This is a genomic window from Prochlorococcus marinus str. MIT 0917 (genome assembly GCF_027359575.1).
Classification (GTDB): Bacteria; Cyanobacteriota; Cyanobacteriia; order PCC-6307; family Cyanobiaceae; genus Prochlorococcus_B; species Prochlorococcus_B marinus_D.
The window spans coordinates 803,403-819,440 of the sequence record NZ_CP114784.1 but is presented as its reverse complement, the minus strand read 5'-3'; the positions used below and the strand labels follow the sequence as shown (position 1 = coordinate 819,440).

Genomic DNA, 16,038 nt, shown 5'->3' with positions numbered 1-16,038 from the left:
GATTAAACTTCAGCTTTCAAAATAAAAACAGGATTTAAAGGAGATAATCTTATATCATCTCCAATACTTACACCTCTATAAGATTGATGTTGGCTGATAGAAAACTTGTGTGCTTTAGGCTTTAAAATTGACTCTAATCTTGATATAGATTTTAATGATATTAGTGGTATTACTATTACACAATTACTATTTATTAGCTTAATTGTCTCTTCAATAATTAAATTTAATTTTGATCCACCACCACCTATAATAACTCTATCTGGATGTAAAAGATTATATGTGAGTTTGTTTCCTTTGAATATATTTAATGCTTCGTCTTCAATTATTAAAGATGGATTAACTTCAAGCCTTCTTGCATTTTCTTCAATAATATTCTTACTTCCAATCCTTTTATCAACGGATACTAATTTTAAGTTTGGAGATATCCTTAGTGCTTCTAGGCCTATGCTACCTACGCCACTACCTATATCCCATATCACACCTTTATTGGGGAGATTAAGTTCGGCAAGAATTTGAACCCTAACTTCTTTTTTTGTCATTAATCCAGGGCAGTCTGGATTTTGAAGAAAAAATGAATCTTCGATTCCAAATAAAGGTAAATCTTTTGATTTTATTAGCGGCTCTTCTTTCTCAAAAAGAATAACAAGATGCAATGGATCTATATCCGTTGGAAAATCCCTAATTGAATTGATTTTTATGATTCTTTCATTTTGATATCCGAGCCTTTCAAAAGTCCAAAATTGATATTTCCTCTCAAGTCCTAGTGAATTAAGTAATTGATAAACCTCTTTGGCACCATATTTATTAGAGTCAGTTAAAACCACAAGTGATGAAGGAAGCTTTTTAATTGCTTTTTCAAATAGAATTGGGTCTCTTCCATGAAGACTGATCCATTGTGTATTTTGCCAAGGTTTTCCAAGTCTGGAAAAAGCCAGTTGAAAAGAGGTAGCGGCAGGCTCAAAATGAAGTTGTGATAAAGGAAAGTTTTGAATTAATAATCTACCGATTCCAAACCAAAGAGGATCACCTCCGGAAAACACAATTGTTGTTTTCTTTTTCTTTTTTAATTGATCTATAAAGTCATTTAGTTTGTCAGTTTCAATGAACTCAAATTTATGATTTTTTAAATTTTTATCGTTTAACCAGGTTTTGAATGAATCTAAAATTCTTCGCGGACCAGTGATTATTTCAGCTTTAAAAATTGTTTTTTTTTTAGTTTCAAAAAAACTTTCAGTACTTGAAGTATCAATTCCCATTACGTGTATCTGATTTGACTCATTAGGCATGGTTTAAATAAATGGACGAAGAAAAATTTCCTTTTTATAGCATTACTATGTTTTTGATTAAAATCAACTAAAACTTCAATAGTTATCTTAAAGGTTTTGTGAATCTTAAAAAAAACGAAGCGGAGGGTCACTTAACCAGAAGATCCCGACTACATGAAATTTTGATAGCTCTGATTAAGCAACAAAAAGATTTAGAGTTGATGGATGATGATGTTCAAGTCTTTGAAAACCCTATTAATTATTCAGAAAAATCTGATCCTTCAAAAATAGTTGAACGTAATCGACGTATCATTAAGAAATATCAGTCACTCGTTCGCTCAGCATTAGCATTAGATGCACTACTTGAATCAGAGATTTCCGATATTAGTGATGGAAGGATTTCGTGATTTATTTCGCATAATAATTTCTTGTCTTTTGATTTGTTGTTGTTTTTTTACTAACGCAAATAAAGGTTATGCAGATTCAACAGTTACTTCAAATGATCAGAAAAAAGAGATTAAAAGAAGTCTTGAGAGCCTCAAAGACGTGGATTATCAAACTTGGCAAATTATCGTTTATCCAAGTTCCATAAAGTCTAATAATTTAATTTTAAGAATTGTGGGTTATCCAGGCTCATTAAGGATTGATCATCCAACTAACTTGACAGTTAAATCGGGGAGAAAGACTTGGGATCTAAAAGACATAACTAAAAACAGTAAAATCAAGGTTGAAATTTTGAATGACTCTGCTGCAGAATTTGAACTAAGCAATTTGATTGCCGAGTTGGATAAAAATAGACCATTGAGACTCAGCTTGCCTGGCGTGATAAATGATTTGCCAATCCCGCCATACTTAGTAAGTGAATGGAGATCATTGGCTGAATAAAAATGATTAATTTGCCTGAGGATCAAAAAATATGGGTGCCATGGATGAGACGTTCAATCCAACTGGCTTTACTAGCTGAAGGTATGACTAGCCCTAACCCCCTTGTAGGAGCTGTTGTCCTGGATTCAAGTGGAAGACTTGTTGGAGAGGGATATCACACAGGTGCAGGGAACCCTCATGCCGAAATAGAAGCACTTGCTCAAGTGGGAGAGAAGTCGATTGATGGGACAATCGTTGTAACGTTAGAACCCTGTTGCCACCAAGGCTTAACCCCCCCATGTACAGAAGCAATAATAAAAGCAGGTTTAAAAAGAGTTGTCATTGGAATGGTTGACCCTGATCCAAGAGTCTCAGGCAATGGAATTTCAAGATTAAAAGACTCTGGACTTGAAGTTATCGAGGGGGTTTTGAGTCAAGAATGTGAATTAGTTAATCGCGAATTTAGTTTTCGAGTTCGTCATGGTCGTCCTTGGGGAATTCTTAAATGGGCAATGAGCTTAGATGGAAGAATTGGCTTACCAAATGGTTGTAGTAAGTGGATAACAGGTGTTACTGCTAGGAATTCAGTTCATCAAATTAGATCTAAGTGTGATGCAGTAATAGTTGGGGGAGGAACAGTTCGTGTCGATAATCCTCTTTTGACTTCAAGGGGTAAATCAAAGTTTGAACCTTTAAGGGTGATTTTCTCAAGGTCATTAGATTTACCTAAAGCTGCAAAACTTTGGGATACGCAAAGTGCGAGAACATTAATTGCTTATGGGCCAGATGGGAATGAAGCTTTCTTTTCTGATTTACCAGATGGTCCAGAGAAATTGAGATTAAATACGGATGATCCATCTGAATTGCTAGGCTCACTTGCGAAAAAAGGCTGCAACAAAATCCTTTGGGAATGCGGTCCCCAATTAGCTACAAGTGCAATTGAAGCTAATTGTGTTCAGGAATTAGTGGTTTTTGTTGCACCTAAACTCTTAGGAGGTAAGTCTTCAATGAGTCCTCTGAATGATTTTGGCTTTGAATCAATAGAATCTACCTACAAATTGCAACATTCTCTTTTAGAACGAAAAGGAGAAGATCTCAGTTGGAATCTACTTGTTTAGGGCATTAATTTTAAAAAATTAGATTTTCGTTCGGATCTCCCTCCAGTTAAAGAAGTCAATTAGTAGGGAATTTTGTTTAACTTAGTAATACCTAGTTCCTTGCTAATGCCAATACGACAAGATGAGAATCAACCAAATAAACGTTTTGGAATAATTAATTTAGTTCTTATAGGTTTTGGAGCGCTTCTGCTTTTTAGTAGTTTTTTCCCAAGCCAAAATACACAAGTTCCACGAGTTCCATATTCCCTTTTCATCAATCAAGTTGATGACGGAGAGGTAAAACGCGCATACATAACTCAAGACCAAATTAGATACGAACTTTCTACTGCAGAAGAGGGAGCTCCATCTGTTCTTGCAACAACTCCAATTTTTGATATGGAGTTACCACAGAGGTTAGAGAAAAAAGGCGTTGAGTTTGCAGCTGCCCCTCCCAAGAAACCTAATATATTTACTACTATCCTTAGTTGGGTTGTACCACCTCTAATATTTATTCTTGTCTTGCAGTTTTTTGCTCGCAGAAGTATGGGCGGGGGCGGAGCTCAGGGAGCTCTCAGTTTTACTAAAAGCAAGGCAAAAGTATATGTCCCCGACGATGAATCAAAAGTTACTTTCGAAGATGTAGCAGGAGTTGATGAGGCTAAAGATGAATTAACTGAAATAGTTGATTTCCTCAAAAAGCCTCAAAGATATACCGATATTGGCGCAAGAATTCCTAAGGGTGTTTTACTTGTCGGCCCTCCAGGAACTGGTAAAACCCTTTTATCAAAAGCTGTAGCTGGTGAGGCAGAAGTACCCTTCTTTATTATTTCGGGTTCTGAATTTGTAGAACTATTTGTTGGTGCAGGTGCTGCAAGAGTCAGAGATTTGTTTGAACAAGCTAAGAAAAAAGCACCTTGTATAATATTTATTGATGAACTTGATGCAATCGGCAAAAGCAGATCAGGTTCGATGGGAGTTGTTGGTGGAAATGATGAGAGAGAGCAAACACTTAATCAGCTACTAACAGAGATGGATGGTTTCGCTTCAACTGACAAACCAGTAATTGTTCTTGCGGCTACTAACCAACCTGAAGTTTTAGACGCAGCATTACTACGCCCAGGCAGATTTGATAGGCAAGTTCTTGTTGATAGACCTGATCTGTCTGGCAGAAAAACAATTTTGGAAATTTATACAAAAAAAGTAAAATTGTCTAATGAGATTGATTTAGATCGAATTGCTCAGGCAACTAGTGGGTTTGCTGGGGCTGACTTAGCCAATATGGTAAATGAAGCAGCCCTGCTAGCAGCCCGTGGTAAAAGAACATCCGTTGAACAAAAAGATCTCAACGAGGCAATTGAAAGAGTAGTTGCAGGATTAGAGAAAAAAAGCAGAGTTTTGCAAGATGATGAGAAAAAGATTGTTGCCTACCATGAGGTTGGTCATGCAATAGTCGGCCACCTAATGCCTGGAGGTAGCAAAGTCGCAAAAATATCTATAGTTCCAAGAGGTATGAGTGCATTGGGCTATACCCTTCAATTACCTACCGAAGAAAGATTCTTAAACTCAAAAGAAGATTTACAAGGTCAAATAGCTACTCTTTTAGGTGGTAGATCTGCAGAAGAAATCATTTTTGGAAAAATTACTACTGGAGCATCAAATGATTTACAAAGAGCTACTGATTTAGCAGAGCAGATGGTTGGAACATACGGTATGAGTGATATTTTGGGACCTTTGGCCTATGACAAGCAAGGAGGTGGGCAATTCCTTGGTGGTAATAACAATCCAAGAAGAGAATTAAGTGATGCAACTGCTCAGGCCATCGATAAAGAAGTTAGAAGTTTGGTAGATAACGCACACGAAAGTGCATTAAATATTCTTAAGAATAATCTTTCATTATTAGAAGATATATCTCAGAAAATCCTTGAGAAGGAAGTAATAGAGGGCGATGAACTTAAAGAAATGCTTTCGAACAGTGTCATGCCTGAAAAAGTTTTAAATTAAAAGACTTGACTTTTATATCCTTTATCTCCGATAAAGGATATTTGAGGCTTATTTATGGCTTCAGCATCTTTAGGTTTAGCTTCTAGATTAAATTCTTTTAGTAAAAGCAACTTCCTTTCTTCATCTGATCTGAATACAGATCAGGTCTTATCTTTATTTGAATTAGCTAAACAGCTAAAAATAGGTAATAGAAGAATAGACCTTGGAAATAGAGTTCTTGGATTGATATTCAAAAAAGCCTCTACAAGGACAAGAGTGAGTTTCCAAGTAGCAATGGCAAGACTTGGTGGGCAAACTATTGATCTAAATCCTCAAATCACTCAACTTGGTAGGGGTGAACCTATTAAAGATACAGCAAGAGTTTTGAGTCGATATTGCGATATTCTTGCAATTAGGACTTTTTCTCAGCAAGAACTGGAAGAATATGCAGAGTGGTCTACTATTCCCGTAATCAATGCTCTGACTGATCTTGAACATCCTTGTCAGGCCCTAGCAGATTATTTGACAATTCAGGAAGAATTTGGGCAGCTTAAAGGAATAAATCTTTCTTACATAGGAGATGGAAATAATGTTGCCAACTCCCTGATGATATGTGGAGCAATGTTGGGAGTGAATGTAAAAATTTGCTCTCCAAAAGGTTTTGAACCAGATTCTAAAATTGTAGAAAAGGCAAACTCGCTTTCCGAATTTGGTTCGAAAATATCTATTTCTAATAATCCTTCAAATGCTGTTAAGGGTGCTCAAGTTATTTATACAGATGTTTGGGCTTCTATGGGGCAAGAAGAAGAGCATTTAAAGAGGAAAGAAATTTTTGAAAAGTATAAAGTTGATCAAAAATTAATAGGTCTTGCAGATGAGGAAGTAATTATTTTGCATTGTTTGCCTGCTCATAGAGGTGAAGAAATTACAGAAGAAGCTTTAGAGAGCAAAAGTAGTCATGTATTTGATCAGGCTGAGAATAGGCTTCATGTTCAGCAAGCATTGCTCGCCGTCCAGCTTGGAGGGCTTTAGGGTTGCGATGTTGAGATAATTTAGGTACATATGTATTGAAGGACATATGTACTCAAACCATTCGAATGCCAGAAGAAGCTTTAACTACTGCCCAGCAAGAACTCTATGACTGGCTTGTAGATTTTATTGGAGCTCATCATCACAGCCCTTCAATTAGGCAGATGATGCAAGCTATGGGACTAAGATCTCCGGCACCAATCCAAAGCCGTTTAAGACATTTGCAACAAAAAGGCTGGATAAAATGGCAAGAAGGTCAGGCAAGAACACTGCAATTAATAGAGGAGACTATTTCGGGCGTTCCTGTTTTAGGAGCAATCGCTGCAGGTGGGTTAGTTGAAACTTTTGATGATGTACAGGAAACTCTGGATTTAAATTCAGTTCTTCAATTAAAGGGACTTTTTGCTTTGACGGTAAATGGAGATTCAATGATTGATTCTTTTATTGCAGACGGAGATATGGTTTTAATGGAACCTGTTAATGACCCTTCTCGTCTGAGAGACGGAACTATTGTTAGTGCTATGGTTCCCGGATTGGGAACTACTTTGAAACATTTTTTTCGTGATGGAAGTTTAGTTCGTTTAGAAGCCGCTAATACATCCTATGAACCTATAGAAATTGATGCTGAACAAGTATATGTTCAGGGAAAGTTAGTAGCTGTGTGGAGGAAAACTTAACTCTATTTTAAAAACTAATTAAGATTATTAATTTTTTTTGACTTCCAAGCGTTGAATAAAGATTTTCTATTTTTATCTTCGCTATAAACCAAATTATCTGCTGCAGTAATAGGGCTTTCAGTTGCTAATAAAGGTTTTCTTATTAGAAGCCCCAATCCTTTTGCTTCTATATAAATACCACCTTCTCCATGTACTACTTGAAAGGTCCAATTTTTATTCCAATAAATGGAGAAAGGATTATGCATACAATTACTATTACTCAAAATTGTCTTTTGGTGGTTTTAAAGTCAGCAAAATAAATTAATAAATTAATTAATAGGCTTATTAAAAAACTTACTTTCAACATAAACAATTGAAATTAGTTCATGATTATTTTTTTTATTCAAAAATTTATGATTATAAAAAAAAGTTTTTTGAAAATTCTCTAGGTAATTAAACTATTGAAGTTTTAGGTTTTAAAAAAATTGATTCTCAAGAAAAGGAAATGGAATTAGTAATTAAAGATGTAGAAGAAGAGCAAAGTTGTTTGAGCTATAAAGACTAGATTGGCTAGCTATAGGTTGTTTTCTTGGGGGTGAATTGTGTCTGTTGCAACCTCCAGAATTATATTTAGAATCAATGTCTTCTCCTTTTAAGATCAATAAAAAAAATTAGATTTTTAGTTGTTAAATAAGGGTTTTCCACTTTTCCACAAAATTCATAATTAAATAAAATCTCATTAAGGGGGTCATGTCAATTGAATAAGTGGATAAATTACAAAAAAAAATATTACAACTTATTCTAGGCGCTGCAGTTAGTTTCAAGGTTTTTGTATCTCTTGATACATTGAAAAGTTCATGTCAAAATCCTCGGACAAAACTTTTTGTAATATCAGGAAAAGAGAAAAATGTGGAAAAGTATCAGTTTGTACAAAAATCTCTAGAAAGAGTGGAATTTAGGTTATAGATAAATGAAATTATGAATTTTTTTAAGATTATCTGGGTGATTCTGTTGGTAAATTTTTGTTATTGACCATTTTCTTTTGGACAAATTCTTAAAACGCAATTAAATTTTGATTGACTAGAAAACTTTTATCAATTAATGAAGGAGACCTTAAATTCAAGAAAAACTAAACCATCCTTTGAAATTAATTGGAAGATTAGGGAAAATTTTTCAGAAGCTGCTTTGAATAGTTTTTTCGACGAGATATATAATCAAAATTTTTTAATAGAAAATAATAAGTGATTGTTTGTTTAAATCTTCTTTAGTCCTATTTCTTATTTTCTAAGTACTTTATAAGATTTTACTATATTTTTTCTAAATTAAGAGTGACTTTTTCTGAATCAAATAATATATTATTTATCTCTGTATTTTTTAATTTGGTTTTTATATTAGACATTGAATTTGGGTTGCTTGCAAGTCTTATCATTGTTTCTTATATCGATTTAAAAAATATTGATTTTAAATTAAACGATATAAAAATTAACTACTATAACAACCCGATCCTTTTTACCATTGTAAGATACAGAATGTAATTTAGAGGCAGGAAATATAACTATCATTCCTTCACCAGGTAGAAAATCTTGGTTTGGTTGATGAAATTGCAATTTACCTTTTTCTAGACAATTTTGATCCCCTATAGATAAATAATATACTAAACTAAACTTTTGTTTGGAGATATCAATTTCAGGTATTTTGTCTATTTCATTAAGATGATTGTGAATTTTATTACCTCCTCCAATACCATCTTTAGGTTGTATTATATTGAAAAATGAATCAGTAATGAAGATTTCAGATTCAAAATATACACTTAGTATATTAATTAGATCTTTCTTGAAATTTATTATTATAGGTGTTTTAGTTTCAAACAAATCATAGTCTGATCCTTTTATGTTGCCAAAGATTGGACGTGGATATCTATCTTGATTTGAAGCTTCTTGAGTTTTAAGAGTATATAGTTTTTGTATTAGTTCTTTCTCTATAGGCCTATGTAGCACAAGTGGCTTCCAATCTAACTTTTCCTCGAATTGTGAATTTAATATCTTTTCTAGTCTTAAGCTTTTTAACTTATCTATATTTCTTCCATTTAGAATAGACAACAAGCATTTTATTTGTATGTCTTTAGGATTTATTTTATAGGCCAATTCGAGTGTTGATATTGAAGAAGTTATATTTCCAAGAGCAAGCTGGCAAATAGCTAAGTTTAACTTAAATTGTGCAGAATTAGGTTCGATTTTATTTGCTTTTATAATATGAATCTCTGCTTCTTTTGATTTGGCAAGATCAATTAATATGAGTCCAAGATTGGAATATGCATTTGCGAAATCCGGATTAAGTTCGATTGCTTTTCGTTGATATATTTCTGCTTGTTCTAATTTGCCAAGATCCCTCAAAACGTTACCCAAGCTAGCATAAGCATTTGCGGAATCTGGCTTGATTTCAATTGCTTTTCGTTGATATATTTCTGCTTGTTCTAATTGGCAAAGATCCCTCAATATATTTCCCAGATTCAAATGAGCATCTGCTAAGTCAGGTTTTAGTTCAATTGCTTTTCGTGTTGATAATTCTGCTTCTTGTAATCTTCCAAGATCTCTCAATATGTTTCCTAGATTCAAATGAGCATCTGCTAAGTCAGGTTTTAGTTCAATTGCTTTTCGTGTTGATAATTCAGCTTCTTGTAATTTGCCAAGATCTTTAAATATGCTTCCCAGATTTAAATGAGCATCTGCTGATTGAGGTTTTAGTTCAATTGCTTTTCGTGTTGATAATTCAGCTTCTTTTGACTTGCCAAGATCTCTCAATATGCTTCCCAGATTTAAATGAGCATCAGCAAAATCAGGTTTTAGTTCAATTGCTTTTCGTGTTGATAATTCTGCTTCTTGTGGTTTGCCACAACTCAATAAAAGTCCTCCATAATTAGAAAAAACTCTGTAGTCACTAAATCCTTGATCTATGAAATATTTATAATATTTTATTGCTTCTAAAATGTTGCCTTCTGCATGAAATTTAAATGCTTGGTTAATTATTTGTTCTTTAGAAAGTTTAGAAGGAGTGTTCGAAGTCAAAGTGATATTTTCTTCGAATTCTTCTAAATCAAATGGTACTTTGAATGTTTTGAATTCAAAGCCTGCTTTCTTTTGATTTCTTTTTCCCTCAGTCACATTTATTTGTTTAGAAAGACCTATTAATTATGATTATAACTTTCACTGAGGTTTTAGCTTTGAATAGATCTTGGCTCCCTTTTATTAAGAAAGAAATTATCTCCCTAGAAAAGGAAGCAATTATTTCAAAGCCAATGAAAATAAAGACGTTTGCAATTAACCACCGATTTCATTAATGATAAAACTTCCTTACCTCAGCAAATTTTATAGCTAACTTTAGCAATTCTCTTTATTTACCATAGATTGGAAACTAATAAGGAAATAAAAATTTCGCTGGAGCAATAGCTTAAATCCATTATTTGTTTGAACAATTTATGAGACTTGATTTGATATGAAAATATAATTTACAACCGATTTCTTCAAGTGCCGTATAAGATTATTCTTTAACAAGATTAGTATAAATTGATTCAAGATCTTGAGTATATAATTTTGAAGAAAAATGTGTTGGTTCTTTCATTAGTTTTGATAGCTTAGATTTTAATTTAAAAAGTTCATCACTATTATTTGCTAGTCGTAATGCTGTTTCTTCATATTCATTTTCATTATATGTAATTAGTTCTGGCAAGCCTATTGAATTTAATAGACTTGATGAAACTCTTGCCACAAAGTTTTCTCCAATTTTTGTTAGGACTGGTAATCCTGCACTTAATGCATCAAAAGTTGTTTTATGACCATTAAAGTTAAAAGTATCAAGTCCAAGATCTCCAAGAGAGTGTCTTGCTAAATGTAAATTAAATTTAACTGGATTTGCGAAGATTAAACGTTTTGGATCTACATTTCTTTTCTCTGCTTCTCTATACAAATTATCAGTCGCTAATTTATTTGTCTGTTTCAACCAAAGTATACTTCCTTTTATTTTAATTAGTAATCTCATCCAAATATCAAACTCTTTTGGTGTGATTTTTTTATTATTATTAAAGCAAGTAAAGATAAATCCTTTCTCAGGTAGGTTGAAATCTTTTCGAGAAATAAGTTCTTTATCTATTTTGATTTTATCATCATTACATATATAACAATTTGGCATTCTTAGTATCTTTTCTGCGTAGAATTTCTCATAATTATCTGGAATTACAATTTTATCTGCAATAATATAATCAATAATATTAGAACCAACAGTAGAAGGATATCCCAAATAATTTATTTGAATAGGTGCGACTCTATAAGAAAATATATTAAACCTATTATTTCTTGTATAACCCATTAGATCAACAGCAATATCAATGTTGTCACCCCTTGCTAATTCGACAGCTTGGATATTATTTAACTTGCTTATGTCTCTAAATATACATCCAGAATTTCTTGCTCTTTCAGTATATTCATCTTCTTTTTTAACAAATGAGTATAAATATATTTTAAACCTAGATTTATCATGCAACTCAAGTAAGGGAGCAATTAGTTGCATTACAGGATGATTACGGAAATCAGCAGAGAAATAACCTATATGAATTATATTTTTTTTAGTATGTATTATTTTTTTAGTTGGTCGATAATATTTTTCTTTAAAATATTTTTTACTTCTTTTTAAATTCCTCAATGGATTATCTTCATAATAAAGTAAACCAAGTGGTGAAACAGAAGATCCTTCAATACCAAGATTCTTTAGCCAAATGGTTTGTATATCTAGATCACTCCAGTCGCAGATATAGCCTTTATTTTCAATTAAACCAAGCTTCGCCGTTGATGATTGATTGTTTAATTTTAGAGCTTTTTTGTATTGATTTATTGCATCATCAAGTTTTCCAAGCTCACTCAATATACTTCCAAGATTGTTATGAGCAACAACGTTATCTGGTTTAAGTTCAATCGATTTACGAGTGGATAATTCTGCTTCTTTTAAGTTCCCAAGATCTCTTAATATATTTCCAAGGTTATAATGTGCAATTCCTAAATCAGGATTAAGTTCAATAGCTTTAAGATATGAAATTTCCGCTTCTTTTAAGTTGCCAAGATCTCTTAATATGTTTCCAAGATTGGAATGAAACTCTGCGAAATCAGGCACAAGTTTAATAGCTTTACGAGTATATAATTCAGCTTCTTGTAATTTACGAAGCTCTCTTAAAATGTTTCCAAGATTGGAATATGCATTTGCGAAATCCGGATTAAGTTCGATTGCTTTTCGTTGATATATTTCTGCTTGTTCTAATTTGCCAAGATCCCTCAAAACGTTACCCAAGCTAGCATAAGCATTTGCGGAATCTGGCTTGATTTCAATTGCTTTTCGTTGATATATTTCTGCTTGTTCTAATTGGCAAAGATCCCTCAATATATTTCCCAGATTCAAATGAGCATCTGCTAAGTCAGGTTTTAGTTCAATTGCTTTTCGTGTTGATAATTCTGCTTCTTGTAATCTTCCAAGATCTCTCAATATGTTTCCTAGATTCAAATGAGCATCTGCTAAGTCAGGTTTTAGTTCAATTGCTTTTCGTGTTGATAATTCAGCTTCTTGTAATTTGCCAAGATCTTTAAATATGCTTCCCAGATTTAAATGAGCATCTGCTGATTGAGGTTTTAGTTCAATTGCTTTTCGTGTTGATAATTCAGCTTCTTTTGACTTGCCAAGATCTCTCAATATGCTTCCCAGATTTAAATGAGCATCAGCAAAATCAGGTTTTAGTTCAATTGCTTTTCGTGTTGATAATTCTGCTTCTTGTGGTTTGCCACAACTCAATAAAAGTCCTCCATAATTAGAAAAAACTCTGTAGTCACTAAATCCTTGATCTATGAAATATTTATAATATTTTATTGCTTCTAAAATGTTGCCTTCTGCATGAAATTTAAATGCTTGGTTAATTATTTGTTCTTTAGAAAGTTTAGAAGGAGTGTTCGAAGTCAAAGTGATATTTTCTTCGAATTCTTCTAAATCAAATGGTACTTTGAATGTTTTGAATTCAAAGCCTGCTTTCTTTTGATTTCTTTTTCCCTCAGTCACATTTATTTGTTTAGAAAGACCTATTAATTATGATTATAACTTTCACTGAGGTTTTAGCTTTGAATAGATCTTGGCTCCCTTTTATTAAGAAAGAAATTATCTCCCTAGAAAAGGAAGCAATTATTTCAAAGCCAATGAAAATAAAGACGTTTGCAATTAACCACCGATTTCTTCAAGTGCGTATAAGATTATTCTTTAACAAGATTAGTATAAATTGATTCAAGATCTTGAGTATATAATTTTGAAGAAAAATGTGTTGGTTCTTTCATTAGTTTTGATAGCTTAGATTTTAATTTAAAAAGTTCATCACTATTATTTGCTAGTCGTAATGCTGTTTCTTCATATTCATTTTCATTATATGTAATTAGTTCTGGCAAGCCTATTGAATTTAATAGACTTGATGAAACTCTTGCGGTAAAGTTTTCTCCAATTTTTGTTAGGACTGGTAATCCTGCACTTAATGCATCAAAAGTTGTTTTATGACCATTAAAGTTAAAAGTATCAAGTCCAAGATCTCCAAGAGAGTGTCTTGCTAAATGTAAATTAAATTTAACTGGATTTGCGAAGATTAAACGTTTTGGATCTACATTTCTTTTCTCTACTTCTCTATACAAATTATCAGTCGCTAATTTATTTGTCTGTTTCAACCAAAGTACACTTCCTTTTATTTTAATTAGTAATCTCATCCAAATATCAAACTCTTTTGGTGTGATTTTTATGCTATTATTAAAGCAAGTAAAGATAAATCCTTTCTCAGGTAGGTTGAAATCTTTTCGAGAAATAAGTTCTTTATTTATTTTGATTTTATCATCATTACATATATAACAATTTGGCATTCTTAGTATCTTTTCTGCGTAGAATTTCTCATAATTATCTGGAATTACAATTTTATCTGCAATAATATAATCAATAATATTAGACCCAATAGAAGAAGGATATCCCAAATAATTTATTTGAATAGGTGCGACTCTATAAGAAAATATAGACATTCTATTTTTCTTTGTATATCCCATTAGATCAACAGCAATATCAATGTTGTCACCCCTTGCTAATTCGACAGCTTGGATATTATTTAACTTGCTTATGTCTCTAAATATACATCCAGAATTTCTTGCTCTTTCAGTATATTCATCTTCTTTTTTAACAAATGAGTATAAATATATTTTAAACCTAGATTTATCATGCAACTCAAGTAAAGGAGCAATTAGTTGCATTACAGGATGATTCCGGAAATCAGCAGAGAAATAACCTATATGAATTATATTTTTTTTAGTATGTATTATTTTTTTAGTTGGTCGATCATATTTTTCTTTATAATATTTTTTACTTCTTTTTAAATTCCTCAATGGATTATCTTCATAATAAAGTAAACCAGATGGTGAAACAGAAGATCCTTCAATACCAAGATTCTTTAGCCAAATAGCTAGTATATCTTGATTACTCCAATCACAGATATTGCTTTTGGTTTCAATTAAAGCAGCCTTCGCTAAGGATAATTGATTGTTTAATTTTAGAGCTTTTTCGTATTGATTTATAGCATCTCTGAAATTGCCAAGATCTACCTGTAAATTTCCTAAATTAAAATGTGCTTTTGCGTAACTAGGTTTAATTTTAATTGCTTTGCGGTATGACAATTCTGCTTCTTGTAATTTTTCAAGATCTCTCAAAACATTTCCCAGATTGGAGTGAACCTCTGCGTAATTAGGTTTAATTTTAATTGCTTTGCGGTATGACAATTCTGCTTCTTGTAAGTTTCCAAGATCGTTCAATACATTTCCTAGATTGTAATGAGCCTCTGCGTAATTAGGTTTAATTTTAATTGCTGTGCGGTATGATAATTCTGCTTCTTGTAATTTTTTAAGATCTCTCAAAATATTTCCCAGATTGGAATGAGCCTCTGCGTAATCAGATTTAATTTTAATTGCATTAAGGAATGAAAATTTTGCTTCTTGTAATTTGCCAAGATCTTTAAATATGTTTCCTAGATTTGAATGAGCCTCTGCGTAATTAGGTTTAATTTTAATTGCATTAAGGAATGACAATTCTGCTTCTTGTAGGTTTCCAAGATCTCTCAATATATTTCCCAGATTCAAATGAGCATCTGCTGATTGAGGTGTTAGATCAATTGCTTTGCGGGTTGATAATTCTGCTTCTTGTAATCTTCCAAGATCTCTCAATATGATTCCAAGGTTATTATGAGCTTCAGCTAGATCTGGTTTAAGTGAAATTGCCTTACGAGTATAAGTTTCAGCTTCTTTAAACTGCCCTATTTCTCTAAATAAGTTCCCCAGGTTATTATGAGCATTGATATGATTAGGATTTAAAGAAATTGCTTTTTGATACAAAATTTTAGCTTCTTTTATTTTACCTAGGCCTTTTAAAATAGATCCATAATTAGAAAAAATTTTTGGGTCGTTAAACCCTTGATCTATAAAATATTGATAATATTTTGCTGCTTCTAAAATTTTTCCTTGTGAATGAAACATAAATGCTTTATTAATTATTTCTTCTTTAGATGGCTTGGCTGATGTATTAGTTGAAATTGAAAAATTCCCTTTAACTTCTTCTAATGCATCTGGAATTATTATGGCTTTATTTTCTTTAGTTTTTTTCTTTTTATGTTTACTTTGTTTACCAAAACCTTTAATTTTATCAGTCACTTCAATTCTTTCTGTAAAAGGTTATTCATGAGGAGTTTAACTTACACATGGGCTTAACTTTCAAATGGACTTGCAGCATTGTAATTATGCTGAAAGTTATCTCTATGTAAGGGAAGAAATTAGTTAAAGCCTATTTAAATAAAGGCATTTGTTGATTTTCCACCGCCTTTCCTTCGGGAATAGTATCTGAAAATTTATCAACACTTGTTATTTCAATCGTTTTATCTTTTTCCCCTCCCTTTGACCGGAGTCTAATTAGGAGCTGCAAATGCGCTGGACCTATAGGGTGATGATCATGTTCCAAGATACCATGTATTTATTAGACCCTTATGTTGAATAAGTGCTATCAAGTAAACCAGTGGATTTTTTTAATCTTACAAAATGCAATTTATTACTG

At 32.4% G+C, this 16,038-nt stretch carries 11 protein-coding genes; 6 read left to right on the top strand and 5 right to left on the bottom strand.

All coding sequences use genetic code 11. The annotated features are described in order from the left end of the window. Positions 1-2: 2 nt before the first annotated feature. On the bottom strand, positions 3-1,286 hold the full coding sequence (gene cbiE / locus O5637_RS04855; RefSeq protein WP_269606575.1) for a precorrin-6y C5,15-methyltransferase (decarboxylating) subunit CbiE: 1,284 nt from the start codon (positions 1,284-1,286) through the stop codon (positions 3-5). Between the two features lie 98 nt (positions 1,287-1,384). Between cbiE and O5637_RS04850 the strand changes: the two genes are divergently transcribed. From O5637_RS04850 to lexA, 6 genes are all read left to right on the top strand, one after another. Beyond that, positions 1,385-1,672, top strand: coding sequence for a hypothetical protein (locus O5637_RS04850; protein ID WP_269606573.1), 288 nt, complete (start codon positions 1,385-1,387; stop codon positions 1,670-1,672). Further along, on the top strand, positions 1,656-2,150 hold the full coding sequence (locus tag O5637_RS04845; protein ID WP_269606572.1) for a DUF3122 domain-containing protein: 495 nt from the start codon (positions 1,656-1,658) through the stop codon (positions 2,148-2,150). The genes O5637_RS04850 and O5637_RS04845 overlap by 17 nt, the downstream gene beginning before the upstream one ends. A 2-nt stretch (positions 2,151-2,152) precedes the next feature. After that, positions 2,153-3,247: a bifunctional diaminohydroxyphosphoribosylaminopyrimidine deaminase/5-amino-6-(5-phosphoribosylamino)uracil reductase RibD gene (ribD, locus tag O5637_RS04840; RefSeq protein WP_269606570.1), complete on the top strand. Its 1,095-nt coding sequence runs from the start codon at positions 2,153-2,155 to the stop codon at positions 3,245-3,247. A 105-nt stretch (positions 3,248-3,352) separates the two neighbouring features. Beyond that, complete coding sequence (gene ftsH, locus O5637_RS04835; RefSeq protein ID WP_269606568.1) at positions 3,353-5,227, top strand: ATP-dependent zinc metalloprotease FtsH; 1,875 nt, start codon at positions 3,353-3,355, stop codon at positions 5,225-5,227. A 54-nt stretch (positions 5,228-5,281) separates the two neighbouring features. After that, positions 5,282-6,238, top strand: a complete 957-nt coding sequence (gene argF / locus O5637_RS04830) for an ornithine carbamoyltransferase (protein WP_269606567.1) — start codon at positions 5,282-5,284, stop codon at positions 6,236-6,238. Between the two features lie 65 nt (positions 6,239-6,303). Next, positions 6,304-6,912: a transcriptional repressor LexA gene (gene lexA, locus O5637_RS04825; protein ID WP_269606565.1), complete on the top strand. Its 609-nt coding sequence runs from the start codon at positions 6,304-6,306 to the stop codon at positions 6,910-6,912. 14 nt (positions 6,913-6,926) lie between these two features. On the opposite strand, the gene O5637_RS04820 is transcribed toward lexA, so the two are convergent. The 4 genes from O5637_RS04820 to O5637_RS04805 form a co-directional block, all read right to left on the bottom strand. Next, the gene (locus O5637_RS04820) at positions 6,927-7,157 is read right to left on the bottom strand and encodes a copper-binding protein (RefSeq protein WP_269606563.1); all 231 of its coding nucleotides are present in this window, start codon (positions 7,155-7,157) and stop codon (positions 6,927-6,929) included. A 1,200-nt stretch (positions 7,158-8,357) separates the two neighbouring features. Then, positions 8,358-10,052 (bottom strand): tetratricopeptide repeat protein, encoded by a 1,695-nt coding sequence (locus O5637_RS04815; protein ID WP_269606561.1) that lies wholly within the window; start codon positions 10,050-10,052, stop codon positions 8,358-8,360. 376 nt (positions 10,053-10,428) lie between these two features. Beyond that, a complete protein-coding gene (locus O5637_RS04810) occupies positions 10,429-12,981 on the bottom strand; it encodes a tetratricopeptide repeat protein (RefSeq protein ID WP_269606559.1) in 2,553 nt (850 codons plus the stop codon). A 188-nt stretch (positions 12,982-13,169) separates the two neighbouring features. Beyond that, positions 13,170-15,641, bottom strand: a complete 2,472-nt coding sequence (locus O5637_RS04805) for a tetratricopeptide repeat protein (protein WP_269606557.1) — start codon at positions 15,639-15,641, stop codon at positions 13,170-13,172. Positions 15,642-16,038: the final 397 nt, after the last annotated feature.